Source organism: Aliidiomarina soli (assembly GCF_003986975.1).
Classification (GTDB): Bacteria; Pseudomonadota; Gammaproteobacteria; order Enterobacterales; family Alteromonadaceae; genus Aliidiomarina; species Aliidiomarina soli.
Genome location: NZ_PIPO01000002.1, coordinates 186,788 through 210,340, shown reverse-complemented (window position 1 = coordinate 210,340; position 23,553 = coordinate 186,788). Strand labels below are relative to the sequence as shown.

At 52.3% G+C, this 23,553-nt stretch carries 17 protein-coding genes; 6 read left to right on the top strand and 11 right to left on the bottom strand.

Annotated elements, in window-relative coordinates:
- Nucleotides 1-33: 33 nt before the first annotated feature.
- Both CWE14_RS04650 and CWE14_RS04645 read right to left on the bottom strand, forming a co-directional pair.
- Nucleotides 34-2,019, bottom strand: a complete 1,986-nt coding sequence (locus CWE14_RS04650; protein ID WP_126798330.1) for an acetyl-CoA hydrolase/transferase C-terminal domain-containing protein — start codon at nt 2,017-2,019, stop codon at nt 34-36.
- Between the two features lie 75 nt (nt 2,020-2,094).
- Nucleotides 2,095-3,741, bottom strand: a complete 1,647-nt coding sequence (locus tag CWE14_RS04645) for a methyl-accepting chemotaxis protein (protein ID WP_126798329.1) — start codon at nt 3,739-3,741, stop codon at nt 2,095-2,097.
- A 172-nt stretch (nt 3,742-3,913) separates the two neighbouring features.
- On the opposite strand from CWE14_RS04645, the gene CWE14_RS04640 reads away from it, so the two are divergent.
- The gene (locus CWE14_RS04640; RefSeq protein WP_126798328.1) at nt 3,914-4,654 is read left to right on the top strand and encodes a hypothetical protein; all 741 of its coding nucleotides are present in this window, start codon (nt 3,914-3,916) and stop codon (nt 4,652-4,654) included.
- 24 nt (nt 4,655-4,678) lie between these two features.
- Here the strand turns inward: CWE14_RS04640 and CWE14_RS04635 are convergent, their stop codons facing one another.
- On the bottom strand, nt 4,679-6,142 hold the full coding sequence (locus CWE14_RS04635; protein WP_126798327.1) for a phospholipase D family protein: 1,464 nt from the start codon (nt 6,140-6,142) through the stop codon (nt 4,679-4,681).
- 186 nt (nt 6,143-6,328) lie between these two features.
- Here CWE14_RS04635 and CWE14_RS04630 point away from each other — a divergent pair, with 186 nt between their 5' ends.
- Nucleotides 6,329-7,174, top strand: a complete 846-nt coding sequence (locus CWE14_RS04630) for an SDR family NAD(P)-dependent oxidoreductase (RefSeq protein ID WP_126798326.1) — start codon at nt 6,329-6,331, stop codon at nt 7,172-7,174.
- Between the two features lie 30 nt (nt 7,175-7,204).
- The gene (locus CWE14_RS04625) at nt 7,205-8,161 is read left to right on the top strand and encodes an AraC family transcriptional regulator (RefSeq protein ID WP_126798325.1); all 957 of its coding nucleotides are present in this window, start codon (nt 7,205-7,207) and stop codon (nt 8,159-8,161) included.
- Here CWE14_RS04625 and CWE14_RS04620 read toward each other — a convergent pair.
- Together CWE14_RS04620 and CWE14_RS04615 are read right to left on the bottom strand one after the other, a co-directional pair.
- Entirely contained in the window at nt 8,107-8,475 is a 369-nt protein-coding gene (locus tag CWE14_RS04620) for a DUF6768 family protein (protein WP_126798324.1), read from the bottom strand. The genes CWE14_RS04625 and CWE14_RS04620 overlap by 55 nt on opposite strands.
- A gap of 4 nt (nt 8,476-8,479) precedes the next feature.
- Nucleotides 8,480-9,022, bottom strand: a complete 543-nt coding sequence (locus CWE14_RS04615; protein WP_126798323.1) for an RNA polymerase sigma factor — start codon at nt 9,020-9,022, stop codon at nt 8,480-8,482.
- Between the two features lie 206 nt (nt 9,023-9,228).
- Between CWE14_RS04615 and CWE14_RS04610 the strand changes: the two genes are divergently transcribed.
- The 3 genes from CWE14_RS04610 (at nt 9,229) to zigA (ending at nt 11,971) form a co-directional block, all read left to right on the top strand.
- Nucleotides 9,229-9,675: an NfeD family protein gene (locus CWE14_RS04610; protein ID WP_126798322.1), complete on the top strand. Its 447-nt coding sequence runs from the start codon at nt 9,229-9,231 to the stop codon at nt 9,673-9,675.
- Between the two features lie 63 nt (nt 9,676-9,738).
- A complete protein-coding gene (locus CWE14_RS04605; RefSeq protein ID WP_126798321.1) occupies nt 9,739-10,674 on the top strand; it encodes an SPFH domain-containing protein in 936 nt (311 codons plus the stop codon).
- 103 nt (nt 10,675-10,777) lie between these two features.
- Nucleotides 10,778-11,971 (top strand): zinc metallochaperone GTPase ZigA, encoded by a 1,194-nt coding sequence (zigA, locus tag CWE14_RS04600; RefSeq protein ID WP_126798320.1) that lies wholly within the window; start codon nt 10,778-10,780, stop codon nt 11,969-11,971.
- A gap of 19 nt (nt 11,972-11,990) precedes the next feature.
- On the opposite strand, the gene CWE14_RS04595 is transcribed toward zigA, so the two are convergent.
- The 6 genes from CWE14_RS04595 to tssH all read right to left on the bottom strand — a co-directional run bounded on the left by CWE14_RS04595 (nt 11,991) and on the right by tssH (nt 23,536).
- Nucleotides 11,991-12,272, bottom strand: a complete 282-nt coding sequence (locus CWE14_RS04595) for a hypothetical protein (RefSeq protein WP_241972322.1) — start codon at nt 12,270-12,272, stop codon at nt 11,991-11,993.
- 602 nt (nt 12,273-12,874) lie between these two features.
- On the bottom strand, nt 12,875-14,209 hold the full coding sequence (locus CWE14_RS04590) for a tetratricopeptide repeat protein (RefSeq protein WP_126798319.1): 1,335 nt from the start codon (nt 14,207-14,209) through the stop codon (nt 12,875-12,877).
- Entirely contained in the window at nt 14,210-16,513 is a 2,304-nt protein-coding gene (locus tag CWE14_RS04585; RefSeq protein WP_126798318.1) for a hypothetical protein, read from the bottom strand.
- 34 nt (nt 16,514-16,547) lie between these two features.
- A complete protein-coding gene (locus tag CWE14_RS04580) occupies nt 16,548-18,650 on the bottom strand; it encodes a contractile injection system protein, VgrG/Pvc8 family (RefSeq protein WP_126798317.1) in 2,103 nt (700 codons plus the stop codon).
- Between the two features lie 22 nt (nt 18,651-18,672).
- Nucleotides 18,673-20,745 (bottom strand): type VI secretion system Vgr family protein, encoded by a 2,073-nt coding sequence (locus CWE14_RS04575; RefSeq protein WP_126798316.1) that lies wholly within the window; start codon nt 20,743-20,745, stop codon nt 18,673-18,675.
- Nucleotides 20,726-23,536, bottom strand: a complete 2,811-nt coding sequence (gene tssH, locus CWE14_RS04570) for a type VI secretion system ATPase TssH (protein WP_126798315.1) — start codon at nt 23,534-23,536, stop codon at nt 20,726-20,728. Before tssH ends, CWE14_RS04575 begins: the two co-directional genes overlap by 20 nt.
- Nucleotides 23,537-23,553 lie beyond the last annotated feature (17 nt).

Below are 23,553 nucleotides of genomic sequence, written 5' to 3'. Positions count from 1 at the left end.
AAAGCCAGCTTCAATGGTCGCCAGGCACAGAGCTCAGAGCCCCGCTTTTTTAAGCCCCCGAATCAATAGACGGCGCTCTAGCCAGGCACCAACACTATCTGTTCTATCCAATTCCATGCGTTGTAACAGCGACGCATAGTCTTTACCGCCTGTGCCTGACAGCAATGCCCTTAGCAGGGTCAGCAGTTTACCTGTGCGCGTGGATGTATCGGCTTTTAACTGTTTCAACGCCTTGCCTATTTTTAGTTCGTCATCAGTAAACTCGCAACCGAAAGGAAATGGCGGAAACAGGTCCTGCTGCTGGAGGTCATTCAAACTTTGCCCGATAGCAGCGGGGGTATTGTTTTGCCACGCAGCAGGTAATTCAAAGTTCGTGTTCACTTTGCCTGCGTCCTGCGCCTGCTCTAACAGACCGGGCTGAAATCTGGAGTCGGCAATACGGATCAGTGCCAGATAAACCTCTTCATCGGATTTACCCCGCAGGTCGGCAATGCCATATTCAGTGATAACAATGTCCCTCAGGTGACGCGGGATGGTGCAGTGTCCGTAAGAAAAGACAATATTGGAGCTTGTCTTAGCGCCTGACGTGCGTGTGCTGCGTATGGTTAATATGGAGCGCGCGTCTTCCAGTTCATGGGCCATCGCGACGAAGTTATATTGTCCGCCGACGCCGCTCAGCACCCGGCCATCTTCCAGTCCGTCCGACACCGCTGCACCATCCAGTGTGCATTGCATCGCTGAATTAATAAAACGACCAGACACCCGCTGGGCGACTTTGAGCCGTTGGTTACCAAAGCGATGATCATTCAGGTCGTTAATGTAATTTACGCTGCTCATGCAGATAAGCTGGCGTTGCTCAGCCGTTAGCTGTGCTAGTTTTTTATAAAAATTACGCGGTCCCAGATAGAAGCCTCCGTGCATGACAACTCCCTGCTGCAGGCGCCCGTCGTTACCTGCCCCTGGCTCTGAACGGCCCTCGTTGATCTGCTCTTGCAGTTCCGCATCCGGATAGACTTGTCGGGTTAAAACGCCAGCTTCCATAAGGTAGATAAAGCCATCGACCATCATTTCGCTGCACCCGTACAGGCCTTTGCTAAAAGGCTCGCGGCCGCCACATTTATCAGCCACTGGAAATCGTTCTGCTACCTCAAGTTTGTTGTATAGTTGCCGCCAGGCCGTGTTGTTCTGATGCCGTAAACAGGTACTGTAGATTAACGCTGAGCCCAATGAACCTATCCCCACCTGCAAGGTACCGCCATCCTTTAACAGGCAACTCGCATAGAAGCCAATCAGGTGATCTGAGGCGCTAATCGGGGTTTGCGGGACTGAAAAGAGCGGGTAATCCGGCTCATTGGTTTCTAAAACCAGGTCAAACGTGTTCACCGGTAGCGCCGCGTCACGCCCGAAAAACGGCAGGTTAGTATTGCACTCCGCAACCAGCGCTATGGGGTTAGCCTCGGTTTCCGCGGCTCGCAGGTTAGTGAATAAGTCCAGTGACAAGTCGGGGTTGCAGCTAAGGCTAAATTGCCGTGGGTAATCGGCATCCGTATCTGGTGCTACTAGCTGACCGACAACATTCACGCCTAACGCTATCAGATCACGCATGGCGTGGGTGTAATTGGTACAGATATAGCGCTGCTGCTGTTCTTTGTGGTTTAGGAAGTTACCAGCCTGGAAGAAAAACTCCGAGACCTTCACGTTGTCCGGCAGATTGTGAGCAAGCACATCACGGGCGTATTCCAACTCAGGAATATCACCATACAAACGCTCGATAAAGGGGTCCATAAAGCGTTTCTCAAGACCTGCCGACGGCGTCGGGGCCACCAGTGACAGCGCGGTCACAATGTGAAGCTCCAGCGAGGGGTCCGCTTTTGCCCGTTGGTACAGGGCATTGGCGAAATGGATCGGCTTCCCTAAACCAAGCGGCAGACCCAGCGTTATTTTTTTACCTACCCGCTGAATAACCTGATCAACGCACACACTACTGTCTGAAACTCTCTGCGGGCTCTTCCCGGGCATTATCGAACTCCTCGTACTGGTCTATGAACATTGCATACCCCTCATTGAGGTTCATAGACAGACGCAAGTCAATAACTAGGCTTTAAACTGCTGCCAGCCCGCAGCAAGATACTCCGTTTGCTGGCTCATATTGGCACTGGCATCTGCAGCATTCAGGGCAGCGCCTGAAAGCTGGGTAATTTCTTCATTTAACTGGGTAATATTTCCTGCCGTGTCGCTGGCGACTTTTTGTTGCTCATCGGTTGCCGCGAAAATCTGTTGAGTGACGTCTGCAATACCCGCGATTGCCTTGCGAATATCGGCAAAATGCTGCTCACTGTTCTTACTTAAACCGACTGTCCGCTCCGCCTGAGACTTAACCGAGGTCATTGTCTCGACAGCCTGGCCTGCTTGCTGCTGCAACTGTTCAATCATAACCCGGATCGACTCAGTGGCGTCACGTGTACTGGCGGATAACGAGCGGACCTCATCAGCAACCACCGAAAAGCCGCGCCCTGCCTCTCCAGCCCGGGCTGCTTCAATCGCGGCATTTAACGCCAGCAAATTAGTTTGCTCAGAAATCTTACGAATAACATCCAGCACATCTGAAATCTTTTCAGAATCTCGTTGCAAACCGACCACCACCTCAGCGCCAACCGCCACCTGGCGTGCGAGCTGCTCAATCATGCCTGCATTTTCCTGCACAATGGTCTGCCCGGCGTTGCTCAGCGCTTCTGTGTCACCTACCCGTTCCGCACCACGTTCGGCATGGTTGGCTACCTGGCTCGCTGCTGCGCTCATTTGCGCGATCGCCGCCGCCAGCGTTTCCGACCGGGTGGCCTGGGTTTGAGTACCCACGGAGATATGGTCACTGCTTGATTGAACCAGTTTCGCCTGCTCATTGAGTGTAGAGGAGTTCGTTGCCAGGTCCTGAATCAGTCGCTGCATATGCAACAACATGATATTCAAGGCTTTCGCCGCTTCCGCGACTTCGTCCTCGCCACTGTCGTCAGCACGCAGTCGCAGGTCAGAGTTCGCGGCCACCTGATTGAGTAAGTTACGCAAACCCTCTAAGGGGAGTCGAATACTGCGCTGGATGACCCAAATAAACACCACAACCCCAGCCAACAGAACACCGCCGCCTAGCAAATAAATCCAACCCAGCAACCAGGTTAACCGCTCTGCCTGGTCACGTACCACGACAGCGGATTCAATTTGCTGCTGCACAAAACCATCAACCAAACTGCTAAAGTGATTTATATACTGGTTAATTTCCGAGGTAATTGTGGACTCGTTCAGAATCCGCACGGTGAGAGCGTCAGTGCCTGCTGGGGTTAGCCATTCTTCATACTTTGCAATGGCCTGAAGAAAGCTTTCATCCAACTCGGTATAATCTACCACGTCGCTGTCATCAGCAGACGCAAGCGGCGGCCGCAACGCTTCGAAGGCCTGCCAGTGAGTCGCGGCCTGATTTAGTAAAGCGCGTACGCTTTCGTCGGTAGCTTCGGCTGAGGACCAGCCCGTTCGATACTGACGTATCGGTTGTAATGCATCCTGCTGCAGAAGCTGCTGAGTGGCCATAACATCTGCCAGTACCGCCAGATGCTCGTCATACAGTTGGTGAAAGTAACGATCCTTGGTATTCGCCACCCACACCGAAACCACCAATATTAACAAAAGAAAAGCTACTGGGATGCCACCCAACAGGATGACCCGGGTACGAATTTTCAGTCTCGACAACATCTTTGTTTACCGCTCCACTACAGATGGCGGCAACTGTACTTATGCAATATGACTTTATTATTACGTTTAGGCGTTTCGTTTAGACGTTTCGTTTAGGCATAAAGGAATTTGCCGCAAGGTGCTATCGCGTACTAACCTGAACAAAGTTTTAGCGCAAGAAAGCGAGATGCCTATGTTGTTGCAACTTACTCTGGTTATTACGCTTGCCTTTATCCACGCCTATGCAGCCAAGCTGCTGAGGCTAAAAGAGATCCCCCGCAGCGCAGCGCTGTCATTCGCTGGCGGCGTGTCGGTCGCCTATGTTTTTATTTTAATATTTCCGGAACTGGTGGAAGCTCAGGAAACTATCAGTGGCCACGGCCTGGTTGCCTACATTGAGCATCATGCTTACCTGGTGGCACTCGTCGGGCTGACCGTATTTTATGGTCTGGAGCGCTGGGTTAAGCGTTACCGGCAACCACTTCCCGAACCAGAAACCCACCCCGAGTCCGGTCAACACCATGCTCCGGGCATCGGCGTCTTCTGGCTGCACATTGTCTCGTTCTCACTGTATAACGCACTGGTTGGGTATTTACTGGTCTATCGCGAATCCGCGACCTTCGAATTGGTTTTATTTGTGCTGGCGATGGGATTTCACTTTCTGGTCAACGACCACGGGCTGCTCAAACATCATCGTGAGGCCTATCTCAAACGTGGCCGTTGGTTACTCTCAGGCGCCGTACTATTTGGTTGGGCTGTCGGTCACCTGGTCGAAGTCAGCGAAGCCGCAACCAGCGTATTATTTGCTTTCCTGGCTGGCAGTATCATTCTTAACGTGCTCAAAGAGGAGCTCCCGGAAGAGCGGCAGAGCCGCTTTCTACCCTTCGCCTTAGGCGTCGGCATCTATGCGGCGTTGCTGCTGGTCGCGAGCTGACTGTGGGTAACTTAAGAGTCGGTACTAAAAGGTACTCAACCCGGTGGCTTCCATAACCCGGTACAGTAACCGGGGCCACACACCATCATCGGCGTAGGTCGCGTAGTCGACACTGAACTGGCGCCCGTCGCGGTTATGCCACTGGTCATCAAACCATTGTTGCCCTTGCTGTAAAGGCTCGGACCCGATGGCACCGCGCACTACCACACTGGTCTCCAGATTGAGGTTATGCAAATTGCGTCGGGTGAAATTGGTCGAGCCAAGCAGCATGCTCGCTTGTCCCTGGTGGTCACGGTATAGCATCCACTTAGCGTGACACTGCTCTCCCTGGGTGTTGCACCAGCGAACCGGCACCCCGGCCTCCGTTAATTCATGCGCCACAGGCCGGTTCGGTACGCCATTCTTCTCGCGACCAAATGCATCTTTGTTGGGGTCAAGCAACACGCGCAACTGGACACCACGCTGCGCCGCCCTTGTTAATGCGCGTACCACATCACGATCTGACAGATAGAAGATAGCCATATCCAGTGCTTCGCCCGCTTCTGCCTGGTCAATTATTCGCAACAACGCACGCTCGACTGCACGCTCGGTAACTACTTGCACGCTTAGCTCATTTCCGTTGGCGGTTGCTGGCTGCAAACCTGTATCCGGCGCAGTCCCGCCAGAAAACTCCAGCACGGTCGCTTCGCTATCAAATAAATCCCACGCCGCCGCGCCGTTAAAACGCAGCGCCACATTACTATGCGCGCTGCTACCATCGTGAGGGTTGGCCGAAGTTACCAGTGCGCTGAGTTGATTGCCGCTATCGGCAATCACCAATTTGCGGTGATTCGCTTTAAAGTTCAGCAACGCCAGATAGCTACGCAAAGTCACCTTGCCCTCGCCAAACGGGTTCGGCAACGTATCACCTTCGCTATTACCAAACGGCTGGATAAGCGGCCGCCATAGCGCCGAGTACAGCGGGTTGCTATCACGCAGGCGGGTCAGATCAGTAAGCACAACCGGAATATCGGCTTCTTCCAGCGCGGTAAAATGGGCCGACGGCTGTCCGCCATAGACTGTATTTAACGGATCAGAAATGACATGTACTTCCAGCTCGGGGTAACGCTGTTTCTGCGCAATCAGTGCCGCTGTCAGTTCGGTGGATAAGGCCCGATGGGTTTCACTGACCTCGCCCTGAAAGTCGTTAAACAGAAACATATCCACAAGCACGAACTGCCGTGCTTCAGCGATCATGTCAAACACCGCATCGAAGATCTGCTGCTCCACCTGGCGCTCACCGCTGGCATCGACATAGGTTCGGTCGGCCAGAAACTCGACGTTGCCAGCGCTTCGTGGTGGCGCTTCAAGGTCTAAACCCGCAGGCAGTGGCTTGTAGACCTGATATATACCGATAGTCACTAGCACCACTACCAACAGCGCTAACACGCGCTTACCAGTACTTTTGCCGGTAATAAATGGAGTGAATGAGCCTTTCTGTTTTTGCATGATGTATTGGTGTCCAAAGAAGAAGTTGGCTGCTCGCATCAGCCGTGGAAGGCCGATCGGCGTCGCGCTAAAAATTGTATTATTGGGCAAGTAGAAAGTAGCATTATGCTAACCACTTGCACTGCTCGCTGCCACTATATACCCGTTATCACAACCTACTCTAGTATAGTGACGAGGGCATATAGTATGGCGAATCAACAGATAAAGACCTGGTTTATCACCGGAGCCGCACGCGGCCTCGGCTTTCAGGTCGCAACTTCGGCAGCGGCGGCCGGTGACAATATTGTTGTCACCGGGCGTAATATCGAAACATTGCGAGCAGCGTATAGCGCGTATGGCGATAACGTCTTATTACTCGAATTAGACGTTTGCCGCCACGACCAGGTTGAGGCCTGTGTAAAGCAGGCTGCAGACCATTTTGGCCGAATTGATGTGTTAGTCAATAATGCGGGCTATGGGCAGCTAGGAATTTTCGAAGAAATTGCAGCCCCAAAAATTGAGATGCAATTCAACACCAACGTCTTTGGTCTGATGGCGGTAACCCGGGCAGTATTGCCGTATATGCGCCAGCAAAAAGCAGGGCATATTATTAACCTTTCATCCATTGGTGGCGTCGCTGGCTTTGATGGTGCGTCGGTTTACTGCGCGACCAAATTTGCGGTCGAGGGTTTCTCTGAAAGCCTGGCACTGGAAGTGAAGCAATTCGGTATCGGCGTGACGATTGTCGAACCGGGCTTCTTTCGCACGGACTTTCTTGACCCCAGCTCGGTCAGCTACGGAGATACTAAACTGGAAGACTATCAAGCCTACTCTGAACAGGTAATTGGCTCGTATCAGAGCCATAATCATCAACAGGCTGGCGACCCGGTCAAATTCGGTCAGGTGATAGCAAAACTAACCAACGAGGCGAACCCACCACTGCATTTCGCCGCGGGTTCAGATGCCATCGAGCTGGTTGGCAAAGCGTATCAGGGCCGACTGAAAGAGCTGATAGACTGGGCTCACCTGTCCACAACCACTGACATTGAGTAATACCCAGACAACTTAAAGAGGGTGACAGACATGACGAACATTGCTCAGCAGGCTCAGGCACTGGCCGTTAAAATACAGCAGCGTTTTCCTGCTGACGGTGTATTTCAAACCGCAGTACCACGACTGTCTGTGACCCGCTTCTCAGCCCCCACAGCTGCTATTCCGGTGGTCTACCAACCAGCAGTCTGCCTGGTTGTTCAGGGCGCCAAGAAAGTTATTCTCGGAGAGCGTATTTTCGAGTACAACATAGCCCGCTATCTGGCCGTGTCGGTCGATGTACCAGTGACCGGGCAGATCACTGAAGCATCGGACGAGGCGCCCTACCTTTGTTTGAAACTAGACCTGGACCTCAACCTGCTCAGCGAACTGATGTTAAAAATGAACAGCCCGCGACCTGCCCGACCAGCCGGCAGTGAAACAGCCATTGCAGTTAGCCTGGTCACCGCTGAACTGCTACAAGCCTTTGAAAGGCTGCTTCTACTCACGGAAGCTGCCGAGTCGATTCCAGTTCTCGGGCCTCTGACTGAGCAGGAAATTCTCTATTGGCTACTGCAGGGCGAACAAGGCTGGGTTCTGCACCAGTTGATTAGCGGAGACAACCGCCTGGCGCAGGTTAACAAAGCGATTCAGTACCTTAAATACCATTACCGCGAACCCTTTAGTAAAAGCACATTGCTCGAGCTGACCTGCATGAGTGCGACCAGTTTCTTCCAGCACTTCAAAGACGTCACTGCTATGACCCCGCTGCAATACCAGAAACAGCTGAGGCTGCAGGAGGCGCGCCGCTTACTGCTGACAAACGAATTCGATGTGAGCGGCGCTGGTTACCAGGTCGGCTATGAGAGCCCATCGCAGTTCACCCGCGAGTACAGTCGTCTGTTTGGGCTGCCACCTTCAAAAGATCTCCAGCTACTCAAGGGCGACACAGACCATCATGCTCTGGATTTCAAACGCAGTTCCAATAGCCGTATTTCCCGTGCTGTGTGATTACGGTTGGTCTGCATGTAGATCCACAATTTAATCGCCACCTGAGCATTAAAAGTGAGGATAAACAACACGCCCCAGAATAGTTCAGTATCGGCGCTAGCGGTAAAAAAGCGATAACCGCAGAGTACCAGCAACACTGAGAATATCACCCCAAGCCCATAGGCAACCTTGACCAGCCAGCCAATATCGTATTTAAACCCCTGCTTTAAATACCCGGTCAAGCCTTCCCCGGTATCCATTAATTTATCCAGCTCGCGAGCTTGTTCAGCCAGGTCTTTTTCAATTTGTTGATCAACATCTTTGTTGCTAGTCATTGTGTTACTCCTCGTTTGCATAGATATGGCGTAATTTCTCACGAGCGCCGTGTAGTCTGGATTTCACGGTTCCCACGGGAATCGACAACACCAGAGCGGTTTCGTTGACTGACAACTCGCTCAGATAAAACAACTCCATGACCTCCCGTTCTTCCTTCTTCAATGCAGCTAGCAGTGGCGCCACATCTTCTATATCGGGCCGATAATTGTATGCAATGGCGGCTTCTTCATAGCCGTTTTCAGCCGTTAAGCTGTCAACCGATGCAACCTCAACTTTGCTTTGTCGCCGTGCCCAGTCAATGATCTCCCAGCGTAGGGCGCGGTACAGCCAGCTGCGAAATACCCTGGCATCGTTCATCAGGCGCAGTCTCTTACCCACTTTTAACCACACGTTTTGCACCAGGTCTTCAGCCAGAGCCATATCCCGAACCCGCAGCATTGCATAACGTTTCATGGGCGTGAAAAAGTGCCCGTAAAGCGCTGTCATAGCACCACGCTTGCCTTCCTGTGCCCTAAGAACCAGCACTTCAATCTGTTCACTATCCATTTCACGGATGCCTTCTTAGTCACTTATGCGAGCAAATAATGTATTTGCATCCCTACCTCATCAATATGGTAATAAGACGAACAAACGCTGAGCCTGGTTCGAACCACGACAAAAAACGCGCGCGGGTACTAAACAATTCACTTGAACATCCCCTCCACTCAACGGAGAATACAACCTGGCTGAGCTAATAAATACAAGGACTTAACATGAGCGTTGCCGTGATATGGATTACTATCGGTGTATTACTAATATTATCTGAATTGCTGGCGACCAGTGTCGTGGCTGTGTTTTTCGGTCTCGCGGCTATCGTGGTGGGGCTATTGCTGCAGTTTGGCTGGATTGAAACTGCCAGCCTGCAGTTCCTGTTATTTGGCATTATCAGCCTGGCGTTATTGTTTACCGCCCGAGGCCGTTGCAAGCGCTGGTTTGTAGGCTATACGGTCGACGATAACGAACAACCAAGTAAATTAAGCCAGGACATTGGCAACCGCGTTCTTGTTCATGCCGACTTTATTCAGGGCGCTGGTCGCGTTGTGCTAAACGGTGTGCAATGGGACGCGCGTTCTGATGAACCACTTAAATCGGGCGACGTTGCCTGGGTTGTGGATAACGACGGCATTCAGCTGCACGTCTCTGCAACTAAACCCAGTTAACCGAACCTACTGAACAATTTCAAACCATTCACGAATGGGATCATCTCTCAAGGAAACGAAACAATGCAAGAAGCACAAATAAGTGTAAGTTTGATTCTGACAATTGGTTTTGCCATTGCGGTAATTATCACCATTGCGAAAACCGCGCGCATCGTCCCCCAACGAAGCAATTTCGTCATCGAGCGGCTGGGTAAATACTCTCGCACACTCGACTCAGGCTTTCACATTCTGATCCCCTTTATCGATAAAGTCGCTTACATTCAGACGCTTAAAGAAGAAGTTATTGATGTACAACGGCAAACCTGTGTCACCAAAGACAACATCCAGGTAGGTATCGATGGCGTTCTCTATATCCAGGTCGTCGACTCGCATAAAGCCAGTTACGGCATTAACGACTACCGTTATGCAGCCTCACAACTAGCGCAAACCACCATGCGCTCAGTGATTGGCCAGACCGATCTGGATAAAACCTTTGAGGAACGCGCCAAGATAAACGAAGAAGTGGTCAAAGCACTCGATGAAGCAGCATCTCCATGGGGCGTAAAAGTGCTCCGTTATGAAATCTCTGACATCGAGCTACCAGCCAGTATTAAAGACGCCCTTGAACAGCAAATGCGTGCTGAACGTGAACGTCGCGCCGCAATTGCTAAGTCAGAAGGCGAACGTCAGTCAATGATCAACGTCTCGGAAGGTCACAAACAGGAAGTTATTAACCTGTCTGAAGCCGACAAAATGCGCCAGATTAACGAAGCCGAAGGTCGTGCCCGTGAAATCGAACTGGTTGCCGTGGCGACCGCCGAAGGTATTCGTCAAATCGCTGAATCGATCAACCACCCTGGCGGGTCTGAAGCGGTTAACCTACGAGTTGCTGAACAGTACGTGAAGGAATTCGGTAATCTGGCGAAAACCAACAACACCATGATCGTGCCGGCTGAACTGGCCAATATCGGCGGTGCTGTTGCTGGGCTATCCGAAATGCTGAAAAGTGCACAACGCTAAGCGCTGTTAATTACGTAAATAAAGCTTGGTTTTAAAACAGCCTTTTGAAGATGGTTTTTAATATGTTATAACATAACAATACCATCTTCCTGAGGCTGATTTTATGCAACCATCAAAACTCCCCGTCACAGTACTCTCCGGTTTTCTCGGTGCAGGCAAAACCACACTATTGAAACACCTGTTAAGTAACCGCGATAACCTTCGTATTGCGCTTATCGTCAATGACATGAGCGAACTCAACATTGATGCCGACACGCTAAAGAATGACATCGAGTTACGTCGCGCCGATGAAAAACTCATCGAGCTCAGTAATGGCTGTATCTGTTGCACCCTGCGTGAAGACTTACTCACGGAAGTCACTGAATTAGCTCAAAGTGGCAAGTACGACTATTTAATTGTCGAAAGTACCGGCATCTCCGAACCGTTGCCTGTCGCCGAAACCTTCACCTTCGAAGACGAAGACGGCCAAAGCCTGTCGTCCATTGCAACGCTTGATACCATGGTTACAGTGGTCGATGCAGTCAATTTCCTCAACGACTACAACGAGGCGGACTCATTGCAAGAGCGGGGGGAGCATTTAGGCGAAGACGACCAGCGCAGTGTCTCCGACCTGCTCGTCGACCAAATTGAGTTTGCCAATGTGATTGTGGTTAGTAAAAGTGATCTGGTGATTCCGGAGCAACTGCAAAAAGTCATTGGGATAGTCAAAAGTCTTAACCCGGATGCCAGGGTTTATCCGATAGAAAACGGCGACATATCGCCTAGTCTGGTACTTCATACCCGCCTTTTTGATTTCGAAAAAGCGTCTCTGGCACCGGGCTGGCTTAAAGAAATGCGCGGCGAACACGTTCCTGAAACCGAAGAGTACGGTATTGGCAGCTTCACCTACACCGCCCGACGCCCGTTTCACCCAGCCAAGTTTCACCAGTTTCTGCATCAGTCATGGCCATCCGGGAAATTAATTCGCTCAAAAGGCTATTTTTGGCTCGCCAGCAGACCCCACCAAGCGATGCAATGGAACCAGGCAGGCGGTATTGCACGGTATGGTGAGGCCGGTTACTTCTGGAAAGCGGTGCCTAGCAATGACTGGCCAAGCGATCAGGAAAGCCTGGATTATATCAATGAGAAGTGGCAGGAACCCTTTGGTGACATGCGTCAGGAGCTGGTTTTCATTGGCCAGGGAATCGAGAAAGACGACATCATCGAGCAGTTAGATCAATGCCTGCTGAATGACGAGGAACTTGCAGCCGGTGTTCCTTTCTGGTTACAAATGGAAAGTCCGTTTCAGGGGGCTTAACGACAGTGCGGGGAAGCACTTATAAGTGCCAGGGCTTGCTTAAGGACGGGTGCGGCCCCCCTTGTTCCTTTTTATGAATACTATTAATAATTCTGCGCAAACCGATAAACGCCCACAACCAAAATACCGCATGCATCACCCCAAGCATAAAGATTGCCATTGACGATGGCATCACAAAGTCAAAATGAACAAGATTGACCAGTATCTGAAGAATAATCGCACCCACCGCCAATACAAAACACAGGCCAGCAAACCCTCGCAGTACTCGTAAAAAATTCAGCATACCAACAGATCCCACCATAATCAGTGCCACCTTATGATCGAAGAAATACGCGACTTATGTGATAAAAGCCTAGCAGCAATCGGTAGTTAGTAAAAATAAGGAGCCACTAATTGTAGGTTCCACCATAAAGGCCAGGGGCAGGTATTAACCATTTACGATGACCAGGTGATGGGTGCTGGTATCAAGACCAGCATCGGTTACAGCCCGAACTTCCATGCCGACTTGGACCTACTCTAATTTGAAGGCGACGGTGCCGATGCCAATATATTGATGTCAGTTGAGCCCCCATTAAGCAAGAGGTCTATTCAGCCAATACTGGAAGTCGGTTGCATCGCCTCGCTGCTCATCGGTTAACTCCCTGATAACATCGCTAAGGAGATCCATACTTCTTTTGACAGAGTGACCCATACCCTGCTTTTCAAGCATAAGCAGCATGCCATATCCATGACTTCTCATCACGCTTCAATTGATACAAAGCGCTGGACAGTCTATCCATCAGCGGGCCAGCCGCTTTATCTTCAAGCCAGTAGCGCAAACGGTGCATTTGCGCCACCAGTTCTCATAGGCTGGTGGCCTATAGCGGAGTACCGCAGACCGTTAACTAATCCAAAACTATCCTTTCAATCACCAATCCGCTCTAGCACCCGCTGTGGAATGCGTTGCTCACGATTGTTTTCACGCATCAGGCGAATGTAGGTTTGGTAGGCTTCTCGGGCCTGGTCGTAATTTTCATTCCCCCAATGAGCATCACCTAGGTTGATGTAAGCGACTGTGCGATTGGGAAAGACTGCTACAACTGCATTTAATAACAGAATAGATTCGTTATACTGACCACTTTGCTCAAGGTAGTAGGCAATATTGTTGTAATGCTGAACATTAGTAATACTTACCGGAACAACTAATAACATAGCCCGAACATCCGCTGAACTCAGAACAGCCTGACGATTTTCATCTCTGAAATAGGCATCAAGCTCCCTTGGATAGCTTCGTCTGTCTGTGAATTCTGTATAAGGCTCACAATTTTCGTAGCATACAATTAGAGAGCGATTACTGGATAAATATTGAAAGGGGCTATCGAGTTTTTCAACTTGGTCTGCTGCCAAGTATGAGGTGAAATATAGTAAACTACCTCCATTATAAACGGGTAACCCCATCCTAGCATAACCCTCTATCTCAGGGCTCAGTTTTTGTAGGTAGTGTAGCGGCTCCAGAAGTTTATAATCCTCTTCGACCTTTTCATAATCACTGTCCTCAAAACCACATAATTGTTTGAAAACATAGTCATAAAAACTATTTCCTAATTTGTCCTGGAATCTCAATGTATCCAAAGACACCTGCAATTCACCATCTTCAGGAACACATTTAAACTGTCTCTCTTCGTCACTATTACTCAAAGGAAATCTTTCGTAAAAGTCATCAATATATATAAAACCGTTTTGATAACGAAAGTTTATTTGTGAAAACCTAGAACCTTGGATAGCTCCAAACCCAATGGAATATTGTCCACTAGATAATTGTCTCATGTTTGCACCGGTTATGGCTCGATAGTAATTATCATCAACTATATAGAAACCATGAAGCCTACCGAGAGGGTTCACTCCGGGATCACGATTAATCCCAAGACGTTGGGCATCACCAGAAACGGCGTATTTATCGCTATATAATCTAATAAGACGTTCTTCTAACCTAGTATTAAAGTGGACTAATTCATGGCAATAAAATTCATCTCGGCAAGGGGATTTAAGCTGAATAGGGCACACATCTCCCTCCTCGACAATGTTTTCGTTCCTTTCGTCAGTAAAAATGTCACACGACTTATGACGACCTGATTCGACACCAAATTCTGCAGAGATTACTCCATAATTTGGTAAGTCGTTCTCAGAAGCATATGTGCTTGAACCAAGAGTAATGCTAAAAATTAACACTGCACAAGAATGAAAATAGCTCCACCTCATTTACAAGCCCTCTTCCAATAATTTTTGAAATTCACGTGCATCACGCGCAATAATCTCTGGTTTATCGCCAGGGTTAATTATCCCTCTTGCTCCAACGTAGTCTGGAAAATTTGAAATTTTGGGATCAAGATAGCGTGACAAACTTCTCCCCGTGAAACGACCATCCTTCATGCCCAGCAGGATAATTCTGGTTGCTAGCTCAGGATCAGATGCGAATGTAGGATCAGTCACTAGATCAACATTTAATGCACTACCCAACCTTTCATAATTGTCTCTCCCCGTTAACTGACAATAACCTCGCCCTCTGAATCGATAGCCATCACCAGGCTGATTATTACCTAGTCTACCACCATAGTTTATGTTTGCTTCTTGCTCTCCAAGCCGCTCAGCTCCGGGATCAAAAAAACCTCGTGCTTGACCTTTTGTGAAATCATAGGATTCAAGCCGAGCCGTGGCCAAAATATAAGCTAGATAATAAACGTTAAACTCGTCAAAATAGTCATAATAGACCGTGTTAATAGCATTTAAAAAGTCGCGAAGATTATTCTTTGAGGTTTCTCCAAATGGATCGAGATTTATATATTTAAGTTCGACAAGATCGTACCAGCCCATTCTATCCTTATCCTGATGAACAGCATCATAGTTGAGAATAAAGTCCTCTACATCGATGTAGCGTTGTTCATGTCGCAACTGACTCACCAACCTGATCGGATGCATATGCCAGACATCCTTAGTCAGGCCCAATCGACCTTGAGCTGCGTCCAGCCATTTCAGGTGGGTGAGGCGCTCACGCTCGTGTTCGAGGTTGTCTTGTAGCTTCTCATAAAACGCCTGCCTTTCATCCTGGCCTCTGGCCCAGGCATGCACCTGACCCAGGTAAATCTCCCACCATTTGTAATGCGCCCGATTGGCATCATCGTGCCATTCATTGGTGTGAAGGCTGAGCAGGTGTTCCAGTGATGTCGCTATCTCGTCATTGCGATAGGCTTGTTGCACTTCCCCGTGGCTAAGATGCTCGTCCTCATTATCATCCAGACTGGTCAATAGGTTCTTAAAGAAGCCGTTATCCGCTTTCGGATTAGCCTCGTGGTCGGTGATATCGCCTTGGCTCATCCAGCGCCAGTGCTCTGAATTAAACAAAGCTTGTGGTGGTGGCTCGACCGCAAAAGCTTCCAGGTGGATTTGATGGCTGTGTTCAACACTGCCATCACCTTCCCGACACAAACGCTCATGCAATCCCAAATAGCCCAGAGCATCACCAGCACGGATAGCTATCGGGGTCTCCAGTACGACCAGCTGGTCGGTGCGAATATCCGGCTGCTGTTCTGCTGGCAGGGCGATGGCCTGGGTCTGCATATGACTAAAACTCGCTGCATCAAAGGCCATCCAGCCTTCTTGACCTTTATTCTCGCCGCTCAGGATGCGATAGCGGTGGAAGGTGTATTCAGCGCCGTCCTGTCCCAAGCGAGCTCTAACCTCAGCATCATCAAGCCGCAGCAGTTGCGAGCCTGTTGGCAATGTCGCATCCGCCACCGCACTTAGATAGGGCGGTGATGCCCAACGGATATTGCGACCACTGGTTAATTGGAAACGCTCGAGGCCATTATCTTGAGGCGGTGTTATCCTCGGTTGTGGGTACCAGCGGGGGAAGGTGCTCTGTACTTCAAAACCATCGGTATAAAACGCAGGGCTATTCTTTTCGTGCAGGGCGACCCAGAAGGGTTCTCCCACGTCACCATTCTCCGGGTTATAGGTTCGGGCTTTGACGAACAGGTAGTCATTGCCACCCAGCGAATGTTGTTCTGCGGGGTCCGACAGGCACTCAATCAAAGAGCCCGCAGCCAGTGTTTGCGTATCACCGGAATGCTCTGCCGGGTTGGCGGCGCGGCGCGTGTTGCGCGTCGACTTAACCCGGTATAGCGGGCCCGGCTGGTAGTTCAACGGCCGCAGGTGCATGTAGAGACTGTAAAAAGTAAAGCTGTCTTGTGTGTCCGGAACTGGGCAACGATGACGAAGCAGGCAAAAGCTGTTGCTGTAGTGCAGCGTTTGCCCCTGAAAGGAGCTTTGCAGGTAGTCTTCGGTCATGCGATACGCCACCAGCTCACCATCGGCCAGTGCCCGTATCGGCTCAAACGGATGGTTGGGGTGGCTTCGTTCGGTGATGTGAATACCTCCATGCCAACGCCCGCCTTCACTCAACAGGTAATGACCTGTTGCCTCTGTACGCACCTTGCTCAACAGCTCAAGCAAAGCGCCCTCGCTTCGCGCTGTTGCTGAGGTTTTTATGGGATAACTGACGTCCATTGGTTGCTCCTGAAATCCTTAATTCTTGTTAATGTCAGTCCGATGCCCTGAGGAACACAGGGGTCAGGTATTGAACACTTTCTTCTGGCACCAGCTTCATAATCATCACAGGCTCAACCGCTTCAGGGCGCGCTGGCGTCTCCGGCTGATTGCTGCCACCGCTGGTGTAGCTGACCGGACCTTTGAGTTTGACGTCGCTGCCTTTGAGGTTGATGGTGTTGCCATACAACTTTATGTGGCCCTCACTGGTGAGGGTGATGCCGGCACTGTCGTTGCCCAGTATCAGGTCGCCCTGGCCGTTGCCCTCGATGGTCAGGTTGCCCATGGCCTGGGTGATAACACTGCCTTGGGGCACGCGTATCTGATGGCCATTGGCACTGCGAATGTGCAGCTGGTGCTCGGCTTTGAGGTGCAGGGTCTGCCCGCTTTGCAGTTGGATGTGTTGGCCTGCCCGTTGCTGGTGCTCGGCTTTGGCCTGGGTTTGCAGGTGGCGGGCGGACTGCCAGTGGCGGGCGCCCTGTGCGCTGCTAGTGTGCTGGTTCATGACCTGGGTGCTGCGGCTTTCTTTGATGTGCTGGCGGCTCTGGCCACTGGCTTTTAGGTACAGTTGTTTGGCGGCATCAAGGCTGATGGCGCCATAGTGGGCGGCCAGGCGTAAAAAGGGCTCGGCCTCATTGGCATTCAGCTCCAGGTGCAACTCTTCACTCAGGCTTTGCAGGCGGATGCAGGGGGAGTTGGCAGCATCCTCGGCGTTTGCACCATCCTCCAGGGTCAGCTCGTTCTGTGCTGGGGTGATAAGGCGGTGCTGGCCTGCGTTTTTGTTGGTCACCGGGCCTGGGGCGCTGAGGTGTGGCAGTACTCCCAGTATCAATGGCTGATTGGGGTCACCATTGACGAAGGTTATCAGTACCTGAGTGCCACCCAGTAACGGAAAGTGCCAGCCGGCGGCCTCGCCAGCAGAGGGGCGTAGCAATAAACCCGGGTAGCGGCTTCTGACGTCGGGTTGATTAAAACTGCTGAACGCGTACTCACCCCGGCTATCGGGCTGTGGTCCGCTTGCTCCCCAGATGGTGGCCGGGAATACCAGCGGGTGTTTCTTCGGCACCGTCAGCGGCGTTGGGTAGGGTATCTGCTGGCTGTTACAGGCCGTGACCACATTGTGGTAACTCAGTTGCCCCGGGTGGTCCTGATGCGGTTGACTGGCGTGGTGCTCCACACTGAGAATGATAACCTGCTGGTCCAGCGGCGGATGGCCAAGTGGCAATGCCCCGGGTTGCAGGCGCAAGGTCTGTCCGGGTTGCAGGCGCGGCTGCAGGGTCACCAGGTGATGCTCCACATTGTGTTGCAGACGCTGGTTTTGTTGTTTGACCCGGCGGGCGGCTGCTTCCGGTGGCAACGGCGGCGCGAAGGTCTGCCAGTGACCGCGACCGGTGCCCTGATAATGGGGCCCCTGCAGTTGGCAGCTGTGGCGTACGCCCTGCGCTTGCAGCTTTGCGTTAAAGCCAATCTTCACCAGCTGGTTTATCTCCCCCACCCCGTGACTGCCCGTCAGCGGAGGCAGCGTCATCGCCGGTACATCCAGCGGCATATAATAGGTGCGGTCACTAATCACCAGGCATTCACGGCCCGTGCCGGTGTCCGCAAACCAGTAGTTCCAGCCTGCCTCACTGAGCAAGCGATTAAAGCAATCCAGATGGCTCTCCGCCGCCTGCAGCAACGGCGCCGGTGGCAAGCCTTCATGCATCGGTGCATCCAGCCGCCAGTCGACTTCATCGCGGGCATAGCCGATGTCATCCAGCAGTTGCTGCACCACCTGACGGCGGCTGAGCTCAGGGAACAAACGGCTTTTTTGTTGCAAATGCCCCTGCCACAACCGACTGCGCAGGGTCAGCACCCAGCGCTCACCAACCCGCGCCGACACCACCTGCCCCTGCAATTGACGCACACCACCATCGTTACCCGGCACGCGCAGTTGCATCGCCATCCCGGTTAACGACTCCGGCAGCACACCCGGCAAGGGGTCAACCTCAACCTCGGCCCACATCGGCGCATTCAGGCTCTCCCGCGCCTGCAACGACTGCACCGCCTGGCGACGCCCCTGCCACTGCAGACTGACCGACAGCTTCGCTGTGTTCATGGTTATCACTCCCTGATTGACCTTAGTTGTTGCTCAGCGCGCCACCTGACGCCAAAATGTTGTCCGACACCAGTTCTATTTGCGCCGCTTCGAGAAGTAAGCTTCCATCCGCCGTGATCTGAATTTGGGCCGCGCCATTTTTCAGGGTCAGGTTGCCGCTTTCCGACACCATGGAGATATCGCCCCCGGCCTGCAGCAGGTATTCACCCTGCTCAACCTGGACCTGGTAATCACCGTTCCTGACCTCGTCAAACCGCTGGCCTTCGGCTTCCATGTGCATGTCAGCGCCAGCTGATATGCTCAGGTTGCCGGTTTCCGCACGCCACTGAATATCTTCAGCTGCATCGAGAATAAAGTTCTCGCCCGCTGAAACCTGAATATCGCCAGTTTCTGTCAGTAACGTCTCATCACCACCGATTTCGACCTGTTGGTCTTCACCAACGGTGACCACCATGTCGCTGCCCGATTGCAGCAACATGTTACGGCCCGCCTGAATTTCAACATCGCCTTCGTCACTAACCAGTTCCGCTTTTTCATTGTCTTCGCTGGCGTCCAGCAACAAACGGTTTTTATCCTCGGCGGTGGCCAGCAAAATATGTGCTTGCTGGGCGGTGTCGTCCATCCGCAGGGTATGTCCACCGCGAGTCTGGATCAGGTTAGTATGGGCGTTATCACGGGTCACCAGATCTGGCGCCTCATGGTTAAACAGCGCACCTAGAATTACCGGACGGTCGAGGTCACCATTCAGCCCCGACACCACCACTTCACTGCTTTTTGCCAGTGGAAAATGCATTCCGTGGTCACTGCCCCCGAACGGCTGAGCATTGCGGGTCGGCGAACTGGAGTAACCATCGCCGTCAGCGCGCTCATCAAAAGGGTAACGCAGTCGGTAGCAGCCCTGCTCGTCAACTTCTTCGGTGATCCGAGCCGACAGCGCCAGCGGTAAGCTGTCGCGCGGCGGGCAATACGGAATATAATCTATGTCCAGCGGTAACACCCAAACCCGACACTGAAACTCACGGCTGCCACCACCACTGTTATTGAGGCTGCTCTGGTCACCACTGAAAGCGACTTGCACCACCCGGTAGTTGCCGCTATGCGCTGGATGGCCAGTTAACGCGATAATCTGGCCTGGCAGCATACCTTTTGCTGAGGTTACTAATTCGATGACCTGACTTTGCCAGTAGTGGTAACCCGCCAGACGTTTTTCCAGTTGTTGGCCAGCTTCTGGCGTCGGGTAGTTAAGCCCCCAGTGCTCGGTGTCACCGGCGTTGCCACCGGTCTCGCTGTGGCCTGCAATATTAAGGTCAAAACCAGTGTCAGGATTGTAGTCTTTGAGATGAATCGCTGATGGCGCTAACTGGTAACGACGCTCCACATGGTTAATATGGTCTTTGTCTTTGGCCGCACCGCTATTGGTCATATACGGCAGGCGCAGAATGGTTTTTGCTTCTGGTACGTCACTGAGCTGGCTGGTCAGGTACAACTGTGTCCGCTGTTCAGCCTGTGACAAATGAATAAAGATCCCCTCACGGGCCAGAATGCGGCGAATAAATGCATAGTCGGTTTCTTCGTACTGGGTCAGCATCGCCGCCGGCTCAGGTTGATCCGCTGCAATCTGAATATCACACAGATCACCCAATGCATCACGCAGCAGCTCGGTCGCGATATCAAGCGCGTTACGATCCACGAAGACTCTGTTATGGCGTCGTTTTTTCAGCAGATGCAGGGGTGACACCAGGGTCACGTCCAGCGCGGCAGGGTCACTGGCCTTACGGCTGGCCTGAATACCGCCGACAAGCCCATGCATAGGCACCAGCTTGCCACCGTTAAGGCGCATGAAAACCGCCGGACTACCCAACAAAGCTGCGGTGTCGATAGGCTCGCGCAGCAACACAGTCAGCTGCAGAGCAAAGTCTTCATGCAACGTAAACGGCGCTTCGGGGTCAGTCTCAACCCCCAGTACCAAGGTTGAGCTGGCGGAGTGCTCGCCCAACTGAACAAAAAACTGACTGCTATTGCCCTGCCCGCCGGCTTCGCTTAACAGCTGGCTGATTTCGGCGACTGGCAGATCCTTAATGGCTGACTTGAGCATGTTCACTCTCCTCTGCCGGATTCGCCTCAGTTACCTCGTCTGCGATATCAGCAAAGGTACAGCACAGCTCGCCGGCTTCATCCAGCTCAAGGGTCATCACGTCTGGCATGTCGTCCTCGGCCATAAAGGTCAGGAGCTGTGCGGCGATACCCGGCATCAACTGCTGTTCCAGCAGTGCATTGACATAACGCGCGCCTGAGTCGGTGAAACGGCACTGACGGGTCAGGTAATCCATCACCGCTTCATCACAACGCATTTGAATACCATGCTGTTCCTGCAGACGCGTAGCCAGTTGCTCCAGTTTGAGGCCGACCACTTGTTGCAGGCTCTCTTCACTAAGGCTGTTAAACGGCACCAACTGCATCCGCGCGACCAGTGCCGGGGCAAAATGGGCCAGCACTTCAGGGCGCACCAGCTCCGCCAGTTCAGTAAAGCTCGGCGGCTGCCATTCGTCTTCAGGCTCATCAGCCTGCGCCTGTTTCGCCTCTTCTGCCGCTTGCAACTCAGCAATGTCGTTCACGTCATTCAGGTCGTAGTTCGCGGTTTCATCGGTCTGTTCAAAGCGCTGTTGAATCACATTGGCGCCGAGATTCGAGGTCATCAGAATCACGGTATTTTTAAAATCGATTTCGCGCCCTTCGCCGTCCCGCATAAAGCCGCGGTCAAACACCTGGTAAAACAGGTTCATCACGTCCACATGAGCTTTTTCCACTTCATCCAGCAAGACCACACAATACGGACGCTGACGCACCGCTTCGCTTAACAGGCCACCCTGACCATAGCCAACATAGCCAGGCGGCGAGCCTTTCAGTTGCGAGACGGTATGGGCTTCCTGATACTCACTCATGTTGATCGTTACCAGCGCTTTTTCACTGCCGAACAGCTGTCGCGCCAGGCCGCGTGCGGTTTCGGTTTTACCCACCCCACTTGGGCCTGCCAGCAGAAACACACCTAACGGGCCATCTGAGGTTTTCAGACCCGCTTTGCTCGCGCGCAAGGTCCGCCCGATAGCGCCAATGGCTGCATCCTGACCGACAATGCTTTCCATCAAACTGGCTTCCAACGTCAGTAAGTTATGCAGCTCGTCTTTGACCATGCTGCCCACCGGAATACCGGTCCAGTCAGCCACCACATCGGCGATGGACAGCGCGTTTACCTCTGGCTGCACCAACGGCCGGGTCGTTTGTAAATCGGCTAAGGCTTCGCGGCGTAGCTGGCTGATAGCCAGTAACTCATCCAGGTTTTCCGGGTTATCGCTGCTCGCTTGTTGATCCAGTTGTCTGGTATCCGCATGGATGATCTGTACCAGTTGCGACTGCTCCTGCCAGGCCTGCTCGGCGTCGCTGGCGTCCTGCAATGTTTTTTCCAGCTCTGTGCGCAGGTTGGCGAAGACCTCCTGATTAATCGCCAGACCACGGCCATGTTCACTGTGCAGCGTTTGCAGGCGGGTTTGCAGGTATGCAATGCGCGCATTCAGTGACTCCAGCGACTGCGGTGGCATCGCCTGCCCCATGCGGACACGAGCAGCGGCGGTGTCTATCAGATCAATGGCTTTGTCTGGCAGGTAACGTCCGGTGATGTATTTTTGCGACAGCAACACCGCGGTTTCCAGCGCTTCGTCGGTAATTTGCACCCCGTGGTGACCTTCGTAACTGGTTTTAATGCCGCTCAGCATATGAATGGCGGCTTCAGTGTCCGGCTCTTCGACTTTCACCATCTGGAAACGACGGGCAAGTGCAGGGTCGCGCTCAAAGTACTGTTTATACTCACGCCAGGTTGTCGCTGCAACGGTGCGTAGCTCTCCGCGCGCCAGCGCTGGTTTAAGCAGGTTTGCGGCATCGCTCATACCGGCTTCCCCACCGGCGCCTACTAACGTGTGTGCCTCGTCAATAAACAGCATGACAGGTTCAGCGGCGGCTTCGACTTCTTCGATCACCTGTTTCAGGCGGCGTTCAAATTCGCCCTTAACCCCGGCACCCGCTTGCAACAGGCCCAGATCAAGCACGCACACCCGAACGTTTTTCAGTAAGTCAGGCACTTCGCCAGCGACAATTTTCTGCGCCAGCCCTTCAACAATGGCGGTTTTACCCACACCTGGCTCACCGACCAGCAGCGGGTTGTTTTTACGGCGGCGACACAGAATATCGATGGCCATGCGAATTTCAGCGTTACGGCCACTGATCGCATCTAATTTGCCGCTTCTGGCCCGTGCTGTCAGGTCGGTAGTAAAACGATCCAGCGCGGTTTCACCCTCAGCACCCGCTGTCGCTGCTTTGCCTGTTGAAGTTGAAGCGGAAGCCGATCGGGTCGCCAACTCCTCAGAGCCATGCACAATGGCCGCGAACTGCTGGTGCAGCAACGGCAGGTTGACCGCATCAAGAGGTTGGTACGCCTGATACCCAGGCAACTTCGCGGACAGGCTGATGGCAGCATCCAATAAACTGGCCGAGTTAATCTGCTCGTCGTTGTAATGAATAGAGGCCGCCAGGCAGGCCTTCTCGAGCAATTGATAGAGCGCCTGAGAAATACCCGGTTTACCCGGCTGGCCACTGCGTAAACCATTGATATTTTCAATCAGCCCTTGCCACAGCATGTCCTGATCGACCTTAAAGTAGCTCAGCACCGCATTCAGATGGTTGTTGGATGCGTTCTCCATCAGTTTCAGCAACATGTGCTCGACACCGATTTCAAAGTGTCCGCGACTGACAGCGAAACCAGCTGCAGCTTCAAGCGCGCTGGCACAGGTTGGGTTTAGCTTTTCGACCAGTACCCGAAGTGTTTGGTTGTCCATGGCAAAGTGCCCTCTGG